Below are 13,412 nucleotides of genomic sequence, written 5' to 3'. Positions count from 1 at the left end.
GGTGACCAGCGATCCGTTCGGCACGCTCAAGCAAGCGCTGTGGATCTGTGGCGGCCAGTGGGCGGGGAAGTCCACCGTCTCCCGGCTGCTGGCGCATCGCCACGGGATCACCGTCTACCACTACGACTTCCACGACGCGCGCGCTCACCAGGACCGTCGCGTGGCCCACCGCGTCGGCAACGGGTTGCCCGCCGCGGATCCCGACCCGGACACCGTGTGGGTGGACAGCACGCCCGAGCGGATGGCGGCCGACACGATCGCCGGGTTCCCTGCGCGGTTCGAGTGGGCACTGGACGATCTGCGCGCCCTGGTCTCCGGGCGCCCGATCCTCGCCGAAGGCTGGGGACTGCGCCCGGAGCTCGTCGCGCCGCTCCTGGATTCGCCCCGGCGGATGATCGTCATGGTGCCCACCGACGACTTCCGCGAGCACCAGCTCCGCGTCCTGCCCCGCGCCGCCGCGGTCGTACAGCGGGTCAGCGACCCCGAGCGGGCGCAGCGCAACCGGATCGAGCGAGACCGGCTTGTCGCCGAGGACGCCGTCCGCACCGCGAGAGGGCTCGGCATCCGGGTGCTGGAGATCGACGGCTCACGCGACGCCGACGCGGTCGCGGACGTCGTCGCCGAGCATTTCGGTCCTTACCTGGTTTGAGCGAGATCGAGGACGAAGGTCGCCACCGCCAGCGCGAGGAACGCGCCGGGGAAGGCGAGGTTGTAGAGGACGCGGGCGCGCACGTGGGTGATGACGGCGCCGACGTAGAACAGCACCAGCCCGGCGGCCGCCGCGGTTCCGATGAACGGCACTCCGAGAAGGCCGAGCAGCAGTCCTGCCGCACCCGCCGCCTTCAGCGTGGCCAGCGGCGGGATCCAGGACGGCGGCACGTCGACTTCGCCGGAGTTCTTGAGCACGAACGGCACCCGCGCGAAGTCGGCGGCGGCGATCCCGGCGTTGATCACGATCGTCACGATGGCCACGGTGAGGTAGGCGGAATTCATGCTTCCCGGACGAAGCCCGCGCCCGGAACGTGACAGCGGTCAGGCTCGCCAGCGGTCGAGCACGGCTTCGATGGCGGAATGGATCCGGTCGCGGGCGGCTTGCCGCTCGACACCCGCCATGAGGAGGTCGTCGTAGTCGGTGTCCAGGTGCCGGATCGAGGCGACGACGGCGAGGAACACCGCTCGTTCGGCCAGTTCCCGTCCGGCGGCGGACCGGCCCACCCGGCCGCTGCCGCGCAGGCCCGCGTGTTCGGCGATGGCCCGCGCCCGCTCCGGCGGGCAGCCCGGGAACATCTCGGTGATCGCGGTGAAGAACCGGCCGGTGAACTCGACGTCTTCCAGCGCGCGCCGCTCGCGATCACGGCCGCGGCGCCGTTCCCGGACGTCTTCGTCGGCGAGGCATTGTTCCTCGGCACTGCGCAACGCCGCGTCTTCGACCAGAAGTCCTTGCCGCTCACTGCGTTTCCGCGACCGGTTGAACCGGGTGACGACGGCGGAGAGCCGGCTCGCCTTCTTCGCCCGGCGGGTCAGCGCGGTGTCTCCCGAGGGCAGGAAGACCAGGTGTCCGAGGTCGGCGCAGTCGAGACAGTACGACTTTTCCTTCTCGAAGAACAACAGATCACCGGTACCGCCGCAGTCGGCGCAGATCCAGTCCCGCAGCGCCACGGAGACGACGAGATCCGGCGCCTTCTTCTGCCGCGCGACGACTTGGGCCCGTTTGGCCTCGGACAGCCCCGGCATGATCCACTGCGTCCGGAACAGGGGTTCGAGACCGGCCAGCTCGCCCGACGTGGCTTTCAGCGGAGTTCGGTCGCGGGTCGCCCCGACGTGGTCGATCTCCGTGCTTTCGAGGGCCTTTCCCTTCGCCCAGCGTTGAAGCGCGTTCAGGGCGAAGGTCAGCTTCTCCGGGGGAACCGACAGCGCCGCTGCCAGCACGGGGACCCGGCCGCGGTGCCAGGCGTCGACGACGTTGTCCGTCAGCCAGCCGATCCCGGTCAGGACGTCGAGCGCGGTCACCGACTTCCGTTTGGACAGCAGCTTTTCCGCCGTCTCCACGACGCGCTGCTCCAGTTTCGCCTCACCTTGCATCGCCGCGAATCCTAGCCGTCAGGCGGTTTCGGTCCGTGCGCGGTAGGCCCGGATCTTGGCGCGGTTGCCGCAGCGCTCCATCGAGCACCAGCGCCGGTTGCCCGACCGCGAGGTGTCGAAGAACAGCAGATGGCAGTCGTCCGCGGAACATTCGCGGACGCGGCCGGATCGTTCGCCCGCGACGAGGCCGATGGCGTCGCGGGCGACGGCGCCGAGGAGCTGCTTGCCGGTGACGGGCGGCGCCCAGGCGAGCTTCCGGGTCTTCGGGTCCACGAGCGGCCTCGGGGTCGCCTCGGTCGCGCTGTTCAGCTTGGCGAGGTCGTCGTCCGACGGCGCTTCGCCGCGGGCGAGGGCGGGCGCCACGCGGTAGAGAGTGTCCCGGAGTTCCTTGAGCGCGGTGAGTTCGGCCGGTCGGATCCGGACGTCGGTCAGGGGAGCAGTCAGTCCCAGCCGGGAGCCGGTGAACCAGTCGGCGAGGTCGGACGGCGTGTGCGCGATCTCGTAGCGCTCGTACGGGCCGGGTCCGCCGGTCAGCATCAGTTCGAGGCTGAGGCTGCCCGGATCGAACCGGTACCGCTCACCCTGGGCGTTGACGAGCAGCCTTGTTCCCGGAGTCATGTAACCACTATAGTCGGTTTCAGAAACCAGGTAAGACGGTTACGGCGGAGGCGTGATGATCGGGAAGACCAAGGACGCGGGCTGGGAGATCGGCGTGTCCAAGACTGTGGCGTATCCGCTGGAGCAGGTCTGGGACTACCTCTCGGGTCCGGGCCTGGTGACCTGGCTGGGTGACGTGCGCTTGGAGTCGGAGAAGGGCGCGCCGTACGAGACGGCCGAGGGCACGGTGGGCGAGGTCCGCGGTTATCGCGAACGCGAGAAGATCCGCCTCACCTGGCGGCCGAAGGACTGGGACCACGAGAGCACGGTCCAGGTCGGGCTCCGTCCGGCCGGGCCGGGCAAGACGACCGTGGTCTTCCATCAGGAGCGGCTCACCGGGCCGGAGGAGCGCGCCGCGCAACGCGAGCACTGGCAGGCCGTGATGAAGCTCGTCGTCGACGGCCTCGCCGGCTGATCAGGACAGTGCTCGCCGCGCCTGCTCGCTCAGTGTGTCGGTGATCCGTTCGGCGCTCAGGCCGAGCTCGCCCGTCTGGTGGAGGAACACGTCCGGCGCGAGCGGTGCCAGCAGGATGTCGGCGAGCGCGTCCGGATCCTTCGCCCCCGCCTGCTCGGCGAGCAGCCGGACATGGGTGCGCCACAGCCGGTACGCGCCGGTGGTGAACCGTGAATGCCCGACCTCGGTGCCGAGGACGAGATGCGCGTGCCGGGCGAGCAGGTCGATCATCGCCGCGTAGAACGCGGCCAGCCGCTCGGCGGGCGGCGCGCCGGGGCCCAGTGGGGGAGGGCCGGTGAGCAGCCGCTCCTGGAGTTCCCGCTCGTGTTCGTCCAGCAGGGCGACGGCGATCGCCGAGCGGTCCGGGTAGCGCCGGTACAGCGTGGCTCGGCCGACTCCGGCGGCTTTGGCGATGTCTTCCATGGTGACGTCCGCGGCCGGACGTGCGGCGAAGAGCTCTTCGGCGGCCTTCAGGATCTTCGCGCGGTTACGGGCGGCGTCCGAGCGTTCCCGTCCCGGACCGTTCGCGAGCAGATCTTCCGTCGGCATGTCCGCAGCCTAGGGAATATCCGGACGCGACGTCCACTTGTACCCGGCGAAGCAAGTGGACGCCGTGTCCACTTCCTGGTCCGGGAGGTCCCGATGAGCCACCTTCTCCACCTCGACTCCAGTGCCCGCAGCACGTCGTTCTCCCGCGAGCTGAGCGCTCGCTTCGCCGAGGTCTGGCGTGCCGCGCACCCCGGCGCGGGCTACACCTATCGCGACGTCGCGGCCGCTCCGGTGCCGCCGATCGGCCAGGCCTGGACCGAGATCTGCGACGCCCTCCTCACCGAGGGCATCACCGATCCGGCCGGGTACGCCTCGGTGGTGAGGACGCCGGAGCAGCGCGAGGCGTGGACGGTCGTCGAGCCGCTGCTGGCCGAACTGCTCGCCGCCGACGTCGTGCTGATCGGGGCGCCGATGTACAACTTCTCGATCCCCGCGACGCTCAAACTGTGGATCGACCAGGTGACGTTCCCGAAGATGTCCTTGCCGGGCAAGGCTTTCGTGGTCGCGGGAGCGCGCGGCGGCACCTACCTGCCGGGCACGCCCCGGGAGCCGGTCGATCATCACGAGCGCTACCTGCGTGACTTCTTCGCCGGGCACTACGACGTCCGCGACGTCACGTTCCTGCATTCCGAGCTCACGAACGCCCTCGTCGACCCGCGGCTGAGCCCGCGCGACCCTGATCGGATCGCTTCGCGCGAAGAGGCGCTTCTGGCGGTCGAAAAGCTGGCCGCGAACGGAAGGGAAGCCTGATGGGCTGGGGAATCCTGCTGCTGGCCGGAGTCGTCGAGGTCGCCTGGTCGCAGAGCATCAAACCGACGGAGAACTTCACCCGGCTCTGGCCGACCGTGCTGTGCTTCGTGCTCGGCGTCGCGGCGGTCTACCTGCTGTCGAAGGCGATGGACACGCTCCCCGTGGGGACCGCGTACGCCGTGTTCACCGGCATCGGCGCGGTGGGCGCGATCGTCTTCGGCATCGTGATCCACAAGGACCCGCTCAGCTTCGGGCGATTCGCCGCGATGGCGCTGATCGTGGGAGGGGTGGTGCTGGCGAAGGTGGCGGAATGAGCCGGGTGCCGGGAAAGGGGCCTTCCGGAGAAGGCCCCTTTCCCGACCGGTCAGGCGAGCTTCTCCCACAGGAATTCCAGCATCAGCGCCCATTTGAACGCCAGCTGCTCGTTGTCGGCCGCCGCGCCGTGCCCGCCCTCGATGTTCTCGTGGTAGCGCACGTCGTGTCCCTGTTCCAGCATCCGCGCGACCATCTTGCGCGCGTGCGCGGGATGCACCCGGTCGTCCCTGGTCGAGGTGACGAACAGGACCGGCGGATACCCGGCTCCGCTCCGGACGTTCTGATACGGCGAGTACTTCCCGATGAAGTCCCATTCCGCCGGGTCGTCGGGGTCGCCGTACTCGGCCATCCACGACGCGCCCGCGAGGAGCTTGTGGTACCGCTTCATGTCCAGCAGCGGCACCTGGCTCACGATGGCGCCGAACAGGTGCGGGTAGCGCGTGAGCATGACGCCCATCAGCAGCCCGCCGTTGCTGCCGCCCTGGATGCCGAGGCGGGACGGCTCGCTGATGCCGCGTTCGACGAGGTCGGCGGCGACCGCCGAAAAGTCCTCGTAGACCTTGTACCGCTTCGCTTTGGTCACCGAAGTGTGCCAGTCCGGCCCGTATTCCCCGCCGCCGCGGATGTTCGCGACGACGTAGGTGCCGCCGCGCGAGAGCCAGCCCCGGCCGATCACGCCGCTGTAACTGGGGGTCAGCGAGACCTCGAAGCCGCCGTACCCGGTCAGCAGCGTCGGCCCGCCTTCGGCCCCGGAGGGACGTACGACGAAGTACGGGATCTTCGTGCCGTCTTCGGACGTCGCGAAGTACTGCGAGACCTTCATGCCTTCGCTGTCGAAGAACGACGGAGCGCGCTTGAGGACCTCGACGTCGCCGCCGATATGTCCGTACTTCAGGGTGGACGGCTGGGTGTAGCCGCTGGAGTCGAGCAGGTACTCGTCGCTGACGTCGGGGTCGGTGCCGGTGATCTGCGCCGTGCCCAGGTCCGGGGCGCCGGCGAGCGGCCGGGACGTCCAGCCGTCCGACGGCGTGAGCACCCGCAGTTCGGTCCGGACGTCGGACAGCGTCGAGAGCAGCAGGTGGTTGTGCGTCCACACCCAGTACTCCAGCGACGTGTGCGCGTCCGGCGTGAAGACGGTCGTGAAGGTGCGCTCGCCCGCCATGAACGCGTCGAACCCGGAGGCGAGCAGGGTGCCGGCGGGGTAGGTCGTGCCTTCGACCGTCCATTCCGAACGGAGCCGGATCAGCAGCCATTCACGGTGCGAGGACGTCTGCGCGTCTTCGGGGACCTGGATCCGCTCCAGTCCGTCGGCCGTCCGGAGGTACCGCTCGGTGCGGTAGAAGTCGATCGACCGGTAGACGAAGTCGCGCTCCCAGCCTTCGGTCGGATCGTGGTGGGCGGACACCGAGACGTCGTCCGGCTTGCCCTCGAAGACCACCGTCGCCTCTTCGAGCGGCGTGCCGCGCCGCCATTCCTTCGCCAGCCGCGGATAGCCCGAACTCGTCAGCGTCCCGGTGCCGAAATCGGTGCCGATGTAGACGCGGTCGCGGTCGATCCAGCCGATCCGGGTCTTGGCTTCGGGCACGAAGAACCCGTCTTCGACGAAACGGCGTTCGTCGAGGTCGAATTCGCGCACCACGGTCGCGTCGGCGCCGCCCCGCGAAAGCTCCACCAGCGCGCGGTGATACCCCGGCCGGAGGACGGCCGCGCCCTGCCACACCCAGTTCTCGCCGTCGGCCTCGGCCAGCGCGTCGACGTCGAGCAGGAGCTCCCACTCCGGGGCGTCGAGCCGGTACTGATCGAGGGTGGTGCGGCGCCACAGGCCGCGGGGATGGGCCGAGTCCTGCCAGAAGTTGTACAGGTATTCGCCGCGGCGCCGGACGTACGGGATCCGGTCGTCGGCGTCGAGCACCTCTCGGACGTCGTCGCGGATCCCGGCGAACCGGTCACCAGTGGACAGTTCCGCCAGAGCCTCGGCGTTGCGGGCTCGCACCCAATCCAGCGCTTCCTCGCCGGTCACGTCTTCCAACCACAGGTACGGGTCCTCGTCACTCATGCCGACAGTCTTGCCGGGGCTTCCGTTCCGGCGCCACCAGGCGCCCGTTTCCACCGCGTGTCTTCGCCTGCCCCGGCCCTTCTCCGTATGCTGTTGGCTCGCACGTTTGGGGGACATCATGACCGGCACCGACGAGGTACCCAGGTCGTTCGCGCCTTCGCCACCTCGTCCCGAAAGCCCCCGCAACACCGGTGCCGCGGTGGTCGGCCTGCTCATCGTCGCCGCCTTGACCACCACCGGGATGGCGATGGCGGGCGGACCGCGGGAGATCGACGGACAGGCTCTGCCGGCGTCCGGCGCGTTCGCCTCGGAAGGGGCCAAGGCCCCGGCCGGGACCGCGCGGCCCGCGCCCAAGGAGGTGCGGGAGCTGGAGACGAATCCGCTGCTGGCCGAAGGGGTCGCGCTCGGCGCCGTCACCTGCCGCCTGCCGGCGATCAGCCGCGACCCCGCGAAGCTGGAGACGTACTACAAGACCTTCGCCTCCTGTCTCGCCGAAGCCTGGAAACCCGCCCTGGACCAGGCGAACGAGCCCAACCTGACGGCGACCGTGCAGGTGACGCTGCCCGAGAGCAGCGCCTGCGGGAAGGCACCGAGCGAGAACGAAGCCGTCGCTTACTACTGCGGCGGGGACACCACGATCTACGCGCCGACCCAGTGGATGCTGAGCGACGCTGGCCTCGAACGGTCCCGTCACCTCGCGACGATGGCCCACGAGTACGGGCACCACGTCCAGCGCTCCAGCGGGATCCTGTCGGCGGCCGCGGAGAAGATGTCGTCGCCGGACGAGGACTCGCCTGCCGACAAGGAGCTCGTCCGGCGCATCGAACTGCAGGCGAACTGCTTCGGCGCGCTCGCCATCGCGGCCGCCGCCGGGCGCGGTTCGATCAGCACGTCGCTGGCCAACGCGGCACTCGCCGACTACGGCCGCGCCGACGACAGCGACACCCACGGCACCCGCCGTAACCAGCTGAAATGGGCGAAGGCCGGGTTCTCCGGCAAGGCGACGTCGGCGTGCAACACCTGGGCGGCGCCCGCTTCGGACGTCAAATGACCGACGACGTGATGGCCGAGATCAACACCGGCCTCCAGCAGCACATCTCCGGCGACCGGGCGGGCGCGCGAGAGAAGTTCACGGCACTGTGGGAGCGGATCGGCGAGGACGGCGACCCGCTGCACCGGTGCGCGCTCGCGCACTACATGGCCGACGTCTGCGACGACCCGGCCGACGAGATCGCCTGGGATCTCCGCGCGCTCGCGGCGGCCGATTCACTCACCGACGAACGCGCCCAGGAGTACCACGCGACCCTGGCCGTGCGCGGGTTCTACCCCTCGCTGCACCTGAACCTCGCCGAGGACTACCGCAAACTCGGTGATCACGAGGCCGCGAAGGCCCAGTGGGAGCTCGGGCGGGGTACCCTCGGCGCGCTCGGCGACGACCCGTATGGCCAGGGGATCTTCGAGGCGTATCGCGCGCTCGCCACCCGCCTCGGGCTCGAATCGGACTCTCCGGACTTTCGCGCGGGCCGGTGAGGCCATAACCTGGAGTGACTCAGGTCACCCATCCGGGAGGAGCGCGTATGCGGATTTCCGATCTGTTGCGGAACAAGGGGGCGGCCGTCGCGACCGTCTCGCCGGAGACGAACGTAACCGAACTGCTCGAGAGACTCGCGGAGCACAACGTCGGGGCGCTGGTCGTCGTCGACGACGAGGGCGGGATCGTCGGGATCGTCTCCGAACGGGACGTGGTGCGTCGGCTCAACGAGCGCGGACCCCAGCTGCTCGACGGATCGGTGGCCGCGATCATGACGAAGCTGGTCGCCAGCTGCACCCCCGAGGACTCGGTCGACCAGCTGTCGGTCCTGATGACCGAACGCCGGATCCGGCACGTCCCGGTCCTGGTCGACGGCAGGCTCGCGGGGATCGTGAGCATCGGCGACGTCGTGAAGACGCGGATGGAGCAGCTGGAGAAGAGTCAGGAACAGCTGGAGGCGTACATCTCGCAAGGCTGATCCCGGTCCGGCAGCAAAGGTCCCTTCCTCGCGACCTCGGCGAGGAAGGGGCCTTTCGCGTCTGCTACTCGCGCCATCCCGACAGCTCGACACCCTTCGCGACGTCCACCCGGTACCCGAGCGTCACGACGCCCTTCGCGCCCTGAGCGAGCGTCAGCCGCCAGGTGAACTCGCCCAGTTCGGTCCGCTCCACCGGATCCGGCACGGTGCGGACGTCCCGGACCGTTATCGCGTCGTCGCGGGAGACCGGCGCCTGGTCCAGCACGGTCACGACGGCTTCGCGCGGGCTGTGGTTGGTGATCGTGGTGGTGTAGGCGGCCTCCCGCTTGCGGACGCCGGACAGCGTCGCCTTGCTCGCCGTGCGGTGCGTGAGTTCGCGGTCGACGCGGATCCGGTCGTCCACGCCGAGCGCGAGTTCGAGTTCCTCGCCCGGCGCCCAGACGTCGAGCCGCGTGGTGCCGACGAACTCCGTCTCGTGGAACACCGACGCCTTGCCCGGCCGCAGCGTGTGCTCCGAGGTGTTGACCACGGTCGCCTGCAGGAACGCCTCCGGTGACACCGCCGGAGCGGTGATGTAGCCCAGTTTCGCCGTCAGGTCGAGCTGCGCGATCGTGGTGCGGTGGCCCTGCGCGCCCGAGGGCACCGCCACCGGGCGTCCCGGCCGGTAGGTGACCGCGGTGGTGCCCTGCTCGACGGACGCGGTCCGCATCGCCATCGCGGGCGCGGCGGGCGCCGGAATGCCCGCCGCTTCCGGCATGCCGCCACCCGCGGGCGACGCGCCGCCGTACGCGACACGCGCCGCCAGCGGCTTGTATTCCCGGACACGGTCGAGGAACCACGGTTCGAGCTCCGGCACCTCAACGGTGTTCGCGGGCCGGGCGGTGGACAGGGCCAGTTCGCATTCGGGCCAGTCCTCGCCGGTGTGCTGCGTGATCCGCCCGTACCAGGTCACCGCGACGTCTTCCCCGCGGACGCGCACGTCGTAACCCGGTTCCCAGCTGGCGTTCGCGACCACATAGGACAGTTCGAGGCCGATCTCCGCGCCGTCCTCCTGGCTTTCCAGCTCGACCGTGACCGTCGCGCTGTCCACTTCGGACTGCCCTCGCTTCGCCTCGATGTCCCGGTCCAGCGCTTTGAGGTCGTCACGGAGCCGGGCGAGGCGGATGCCGAGTTCGCGGCGTTTCCCCAGCGCCTCGGCCAGTTGGACGCCGAGCGCGTCGGTGACTTCGGCAACGCGAGGCGGTTCCGCCGTACCCGCCGCGAGCGCCTTAGCGAAACTCTTGCCGCTGCGCGTCGCCAGCCCGGTCAGCAGATCGACCTTCGCCGTTTCGGCGGAGACGGCGTCCGCGACCTCGTCGATCACGGCCTGATCGGTCTTCCGTCGTTCGGTCAGCGCGCGCAGGGAAGCGTCCGCGGGCGCGGGATGGCGCTCGACGGCGACGTCGACCCCGGCGATGACCGCCGGGCCGGAACCGGTGACGCGGACCGAATCGGTGTCCAGGTTCCACGGCAGGCCCGCGAAGGCGAAGCGTGTTTCCCCGTCGAGGCGTGCCGACGCCCGCCTCGTGATCCGGGCATGGTGTGGGTAGACGGTGACGGCGACGATCGGTGCTTCCACGGTGCTCGGCATGCCTCCGACGTTAGTCTCTTGACACCCGTTCGGGGGGCCGGAAACCTCAGCTGGGTCTTGCCCGCCCGCCTTTGGGGGTCACGTGAGAGTCGCCAGGCTCGCCGCCCTGTTCACCGCCGTCCTGGTCCTTCCGGCGACGGCACTGCCCGCTCAAGCCGACGCGCCACCGACGCCGGTTTTCAAGGACGGTCAGGCACAACCGGTGTTCGACCCGGCGGACGTCGTCCGGGAGAACGTCTGGGTCACCGCGCCGGTCGACAGCGACCACGACGGCAAGGACGACCTCGTGCACGCGGAGGTCGTGCGGCCCCGCGCGACGCAGCAGGGCATGAAGGTCCCGGTCGTCTACCAGGCCAGCCCGTACTACGCGGGCGGCAACGACGTCGCGAACCACAACGTCGACGTGGAGCTGTACGTGCCCGGCGCCAAGCGCGCCCCCGCGGGCCCGAAGATCGCGACCAAGACCGTCGGCCCGAACCCGGCTCCGATCAACTGGAGCTACCAGAACTACTTCGTCGCCCGCGGCTTCGCGGTGGTGTACGGGGAGTCGCTCGGCAGCGGCCAGTCCACCGGCTGCCCGAGCACCGGCGACGTCAACGAGACCATCGGCGCCAAGTCCATTGTGGACTGGCTGAACGGCCGCGCGACGGCGCGGGACGCGGCGGGCAAGGCCGCGGTCGCGGACTGGAGCACCGGCAAGACCGGCATGATGGGCGTCTCCTACAACGGCACGCTGCCCAACGCGGTGGCCAGCACCGGGGTCAAGGGACTGGAGACGATCGTCCCGATCGCGGCTATCTCCAGCTGGTACGACTACTACCGCAACGACGGCGCCGTCGTCGCGGCGGGCGGTTTCCAGGGCGAGGACGCGGACGTGCTCGCGGACTACGTCTACACGCGCCAGGATCGCGCCGTCTGCCGTCCTCTCATCGACAAGATCGCCGTCGACCAGGACCGGGTGACCGGTGACTACAGCCGGTTCTGGGACGTCCGGAACTACCGCAACGACGTGAACAAGGTGCGCGCGTCGGTGCTCGTGGTGCACGGCCTCGGCGACTGGAACGTCAAGACCGACCAGGGCACCCGCTGGTACGAAATGCTCAAGGCGCACGGCGTCGAGCACAAGATCTGGCTGCACCAGGCCGGGCACGCCGACCCGATGAGCCTTCGCCGCGACGTCTGGCTCGCCACGCTGAACAAGTGGATGTCGCACTACCTCTACGGCATCGACAACGGCATCGAGCGCGAGCCGAAGGCCACCATCCAGCGCGAGGACAAGTCGTGGGTGGACGAGCCCGAGTGGCCGCTTCCCGGTGCCCAGGACGTGAAGCTCTACCCGTGGCCCGGTGGCTCTTCGAAGGGCAAGCTCGACACCCGCAACCCCGTCCCGGGCAAGGCCACCGTCGAGAAGCTGGCCGATGACGCGAGCAAGACCGTCGAACAGCTCGCCAACGCGGCCTCGTCGGGCAACCGCCTGCTGTACTCGACCACCGCGGCGAGCCAGCCCGTCCGCCTCTCCGGCACGGTGAAGGCCGACCTTTCGCTGTCCTTCGACAAGCCGGCCGCGAACGTGACGGCGGTACTCATCGACCGGGCCCCGAACGGGACGGCGAAGGTGATCACCCGCGGCTGGACCGACCCGCAGAACCGGCGCGACCCGGCCAAGACCGACCCGATCGCCCCTGGTGAGAACTACAAGGTCGAGGTCGAACTGGTCGCGAAGGACTACCTGCTCGCGGCCGGGCACAAGATCGAGTTCCTGGTGGCCTCCAGCGACCACGACTACACGCTGCGGCCGAAGCCCGGAGCCGGTGTCTCGGTCGAGCTGAACCGGACCTCGCTGGTGCTGCCGGTGGCGGGAGGCAAGCCCGCGCTGCGCGCCGCCTTCGGCTGATCAGGCCCGTTTCCGGATGCCACGTCCCGCCCCGGGGCGCGGCATCCGGCGTTTTTGGGGAAAACTGCGACCGGACCTCGCGCTTGTATGGAAAATGTATTTCCGCCGGGTTTGCTTCGCCGAGTCCGGCTTCCCCACCCGTTGGAGGTCTCCCATGTCCAGGTTGCGCCGCTTCGCAGTGCTCGCCGCGGCGGCCGTCGTCCCCGCGCTCGGCCTGACCCTCGCCGGTACGACGCAGGCGTCGGCCGCCCCGAACTTCCAGGTCCCGTTCAAATGCGGTGTCACGGTCACGGCCGCCACCTTCAGCGGGCACAGCCCGGCGAACTCGGTCGACTTCCAGAAGTCGGGGATCACCGGGATGCCGGTCGTGGCCGCGGCAGGCGGCACCGTCAGCCGGGTCGCCAACGAAGGCAGCACGAGCTACGGACGCTGGGTCGAGGTCGACCACGGCGGCGGCTGGACCACCCGGTACGCGCACCTCTCGACGCAGTCGGTGTCGGTCGGCCAGGCCGTCAGCCTCGGCAAGCAGCTCGGCACGGCAGGAGCGACCGGCGGCGTGACCGGTCCGCACCTGCACTTCGAAGAGCGGCTCAACGGGGTGGCACAGAAGGCGAAGCTGAACGGCGTCGCGGTGCCCTACTACGGCCACACCAACTTCACCAGCAAGAACTCGTGCGGCGGCAACCCGTACGAGGCCACCGAGGTGTGCGGCAGCGGGTTCTCGGTCGTCGACTCGCAGGCGCTCGCCGGCGGCTCCGGCACCGCGTACCTGCTCTACAACGCTTCGGCCAAGTCCAACTGCGTGACCACGTTGAAGGCGGTTTCGCTCGGTACGGCGTCGCCGGTGTCGGCCTTCCTCGAAGTCCAGGGTTCGGCCCGCACGACCGATTCCGGCAGCTTCACCTACTACGCCGGGCCGGTGAAGAAGACGGCCGCGTCGACCTGCGTCAAGTGGGGCGGTTCGGTCGGGTCGAACGCCTACGAAAGCCCGTTCGAACACTGCGACTGATCCCGCG

15 protein-coding genes are annotated in these 13,412 nt (G+C 69.7%); 9 read left to right on the top strand and 6 right to left on the bottom strand.

All coding sequences use genetic code 11. The annotated features are described in order from the left end of the window. The first annotated feature begins 1 nt into the window (after position 1). Complete coding sequence (locus tag B0293_RS10160; RefSeq protein WP_005164669.1) at positions 2-649, top strand: hypothetical protein; 648 nt, start codon at positions 2-4, stop codon at positions 647-649. Here B0293_RS10160 and B0293_RS10155 read toward each other — a convergent pair. Genes B0293_RS10155 through B0293_RS10145 form a run of 3 tightly spaced genes read right to left on the bottom strand, consistent with a single transcriptional unit; the run spans position 637 to position 2,700 of the window. After that, positions 637-993: a DoxX family protein gene (locus tag B0293_RS10155; RefSeq protein ID WP_005164667.1), complete on the bottom strand. Its 357-nt coding sequence runs from the start codon at positions 991-993 to the stop codon at positions 637-639. The two genes, B0293_RS10160 and B0293_RS10155, sit on opposite strands and share 13 nt — an antisense overlap. Positions 994-1,032: 39 nt before the next feature. After that, positions 1,033-2,082: a DUF2293 domain-containing protein gene (locus B0293_RS10150; RefSeq protein ID WP_005164665.1), complete on the bottom strand. Its 1,050-nt coding sequence runs from the start codon at positions 2,080-2,082 to the stop codon at positions 1,033-1,035. Positions 2,083-2,100: 18 nt separating this feature from the next. Continuing rightward, positions 2,101-2,700, bottom strand: a complete 600-nt coding sequence (locus B0293_RS10145) for a CGNR zinc finger domain-containing protein (RefSeq protein ID WP_005164664.1) — start codon at positions 2,698-2,700, stop codon at positions 2,101-2,103. 55 nt (positions 2,701-2,755) lie between these two features. On the opposite strand from B0293_RS10145, the gene B0293_RS10140 reads away from it, so the two are divergent. Then, positions 2,756-3,154 carry an SRPBCC domain-containing protein gene (locus B0293_RS10140; RefSeq protein WP_005164661.1) on the top strand — a complete coding sequence of 133 codons (399 nt, stop codon included), beginning with the start codon at positions 2,756-2,758 and terminating at the stop codon, positions 3,152-3,154. Here the strand turns inward: B0293_RS10140 and B0293_RS10135 are convergent, their stop codons facing one another. Further along, complete coding sequence (locus B0293_RS10135; RefSeq protein ID WP_005164658.1) at positions 3,155-3,742, bottom strand: TetR/AcrR family transcriptional regulator; 588 nt, start codon at positions 3,740-3,742, stop codon at positions 3,155-3,157. A gap of 93 nt (positions 3,743-3,835) precedes the next feature. On the opposite strand from B0293_RS10135, the gene B0293_RS10130 reads away from it, so the two are divergent. Beyond that, the gene (locus tag B0293_RS10130) at positions 3,836-4,492 is read left to right on the top strand and encodes an FMN-dependent NADH-azoreductase (RefSeq protein ID WP_005164656.1); all 657 of its coding nucleotides are present in this window, start codon (positions 3,836-3,838) and stop codon (positions 4,490-4,492) included. Next, complete coding sequence (locus B0293_RS10125; RefSeq protein ID WP_005164654.1) at positions 4,492-4,806, top strand: DMT family transporter; 315 nt, start codon at positions 4,492-4,494, stop codon at positions 4,804-4,806. Before B0293_RS10130 ends, B0293_RS10125 begins: the two co-directional genes overlap by 1 nt. Positions 4,807-4,856: 50 nt before the next feature. Here the strand turns inward: B0293_RS10125 and B0293_RS10120 are convergent, their stop codons facing one another. After that, positions 4,857-6,863, bottom strand: a complete 2,007-nt coding sequence (locus B0293_RS10120) for a prolyl oligopeptidase family serine peptidase (RefSeq protein WP_039919276.1) — start codon at positions 6,861-6,863, stop codon at positions 4,857-4,859. 118 nt (positions 6,864-6,981) lie between these two features. Here B0293_RS10120 and B0293_RS10115 point away from each other — a divergent pair, with 118 nt between their 5' ends. The 3 genes from B0293_RS10115 to B0293_RS10105 are packed head-to-tail and all read left to right on the top strand — an operon-like array spanning position 6,982 to position 8,872. After that, on the top strand, positions 6,982-7,914 hold the full coding sequence (locus B0293_RS10115; RefSeq protein WP_005164649.1) for a neutral zinc metallopeptidase: 933 nt from the start codon (positions 6,982-6,984) through the stop codon (positions 7,912-7,914). Further along, a complete protein-coding gene (locus tag B0293_RS10110) occupies positions 7,911-8,393 on the top strand; it encodes a hypothetical protein (RefSeq protein WP_005164646.1) in 483 nt (160 codons plus the stop codon). Before B0293_RS10115 ends, B0293_RS10110 begins: the two co-directional genes overlap by 4 nt. A gap of 47 nt (positions 8,394-8,440) precedes the next feature. After that, positions 8,441-8,872, top strand: coding sequence for a CBS domain-containing protein (locus B0293_RS10105; protein WP_005164644.1), 432 nt, complete (start codon positions 8,441-8,443; stop codon positions 8,870-8,872). A 64-nt stretch (positions 8,873-8,936) separates the two neighbouring features. On the opposite strand, the gene B0293_RS10100 is transcribed toward B0293_RS10105, so the two are convergent. After that, positions 8,937-10,502 carry a DUF4139 domain-containing protein gene (locus B0293_RS10100; RefSeq protein ID WP_005164643.1) on the bottom strand — a complete coding sequence of 522 codons (1,566 nt, stop codon included), beginning with the start codon at positions 10,500-10,502 and terminating at the stop codon, positions 8,937-8,939. An 82-nt stretch (positions 10,503-10,584) separates the two neighbouring features. Here B0293_RS10100 and B0293_RS10095 point away from each other — a divergent pair, with 82 nt between their 5' ends. Continuing rightward, positions 10,585-12,396 carry a Xaa-Pro dipeptidyl-peptidase gene (locus B0293_RS10095; protein ID WP_005164641.1) on the top strand — a complete coding sequence of 604 codons (1,812 nt, stop codon included), beginning with the start codon at positions 10,585-10,587 and terminating at the stop codon, positions 12,394-12,396. 154 nt (positions 12,397-12,550) lie between these two features. After that, the gene (locus B0293_RS10090) at positions 12,551-13,405 is read left to right on the top strand and encodes a M23 family metallopeptidase (RefSeq protein WP_005164639.1); all 855 of its coding nucleotides are present in this window, start codon (positions 12,551-12,553) and stop codon (positions 13,403-13,405) included. Positions 13,406-13,412: the final 7 nt, after the last annotated feature.

Source organism: Amycolatopsis azurea DSM 43854, assembly GCF_001995215.1.
Taxonomy (GTDB): Bacteria; Actinomycetota; Actinomycetes; order Mycobacteriales; family Pseudonocardiaceae; genus Amycolatopsis; species Amycolatopsis azurea.
Note: the sequence above shows the minus strand (reverse complement) of the source record. Positions and strands in the feature narration are given on the sequence as shown.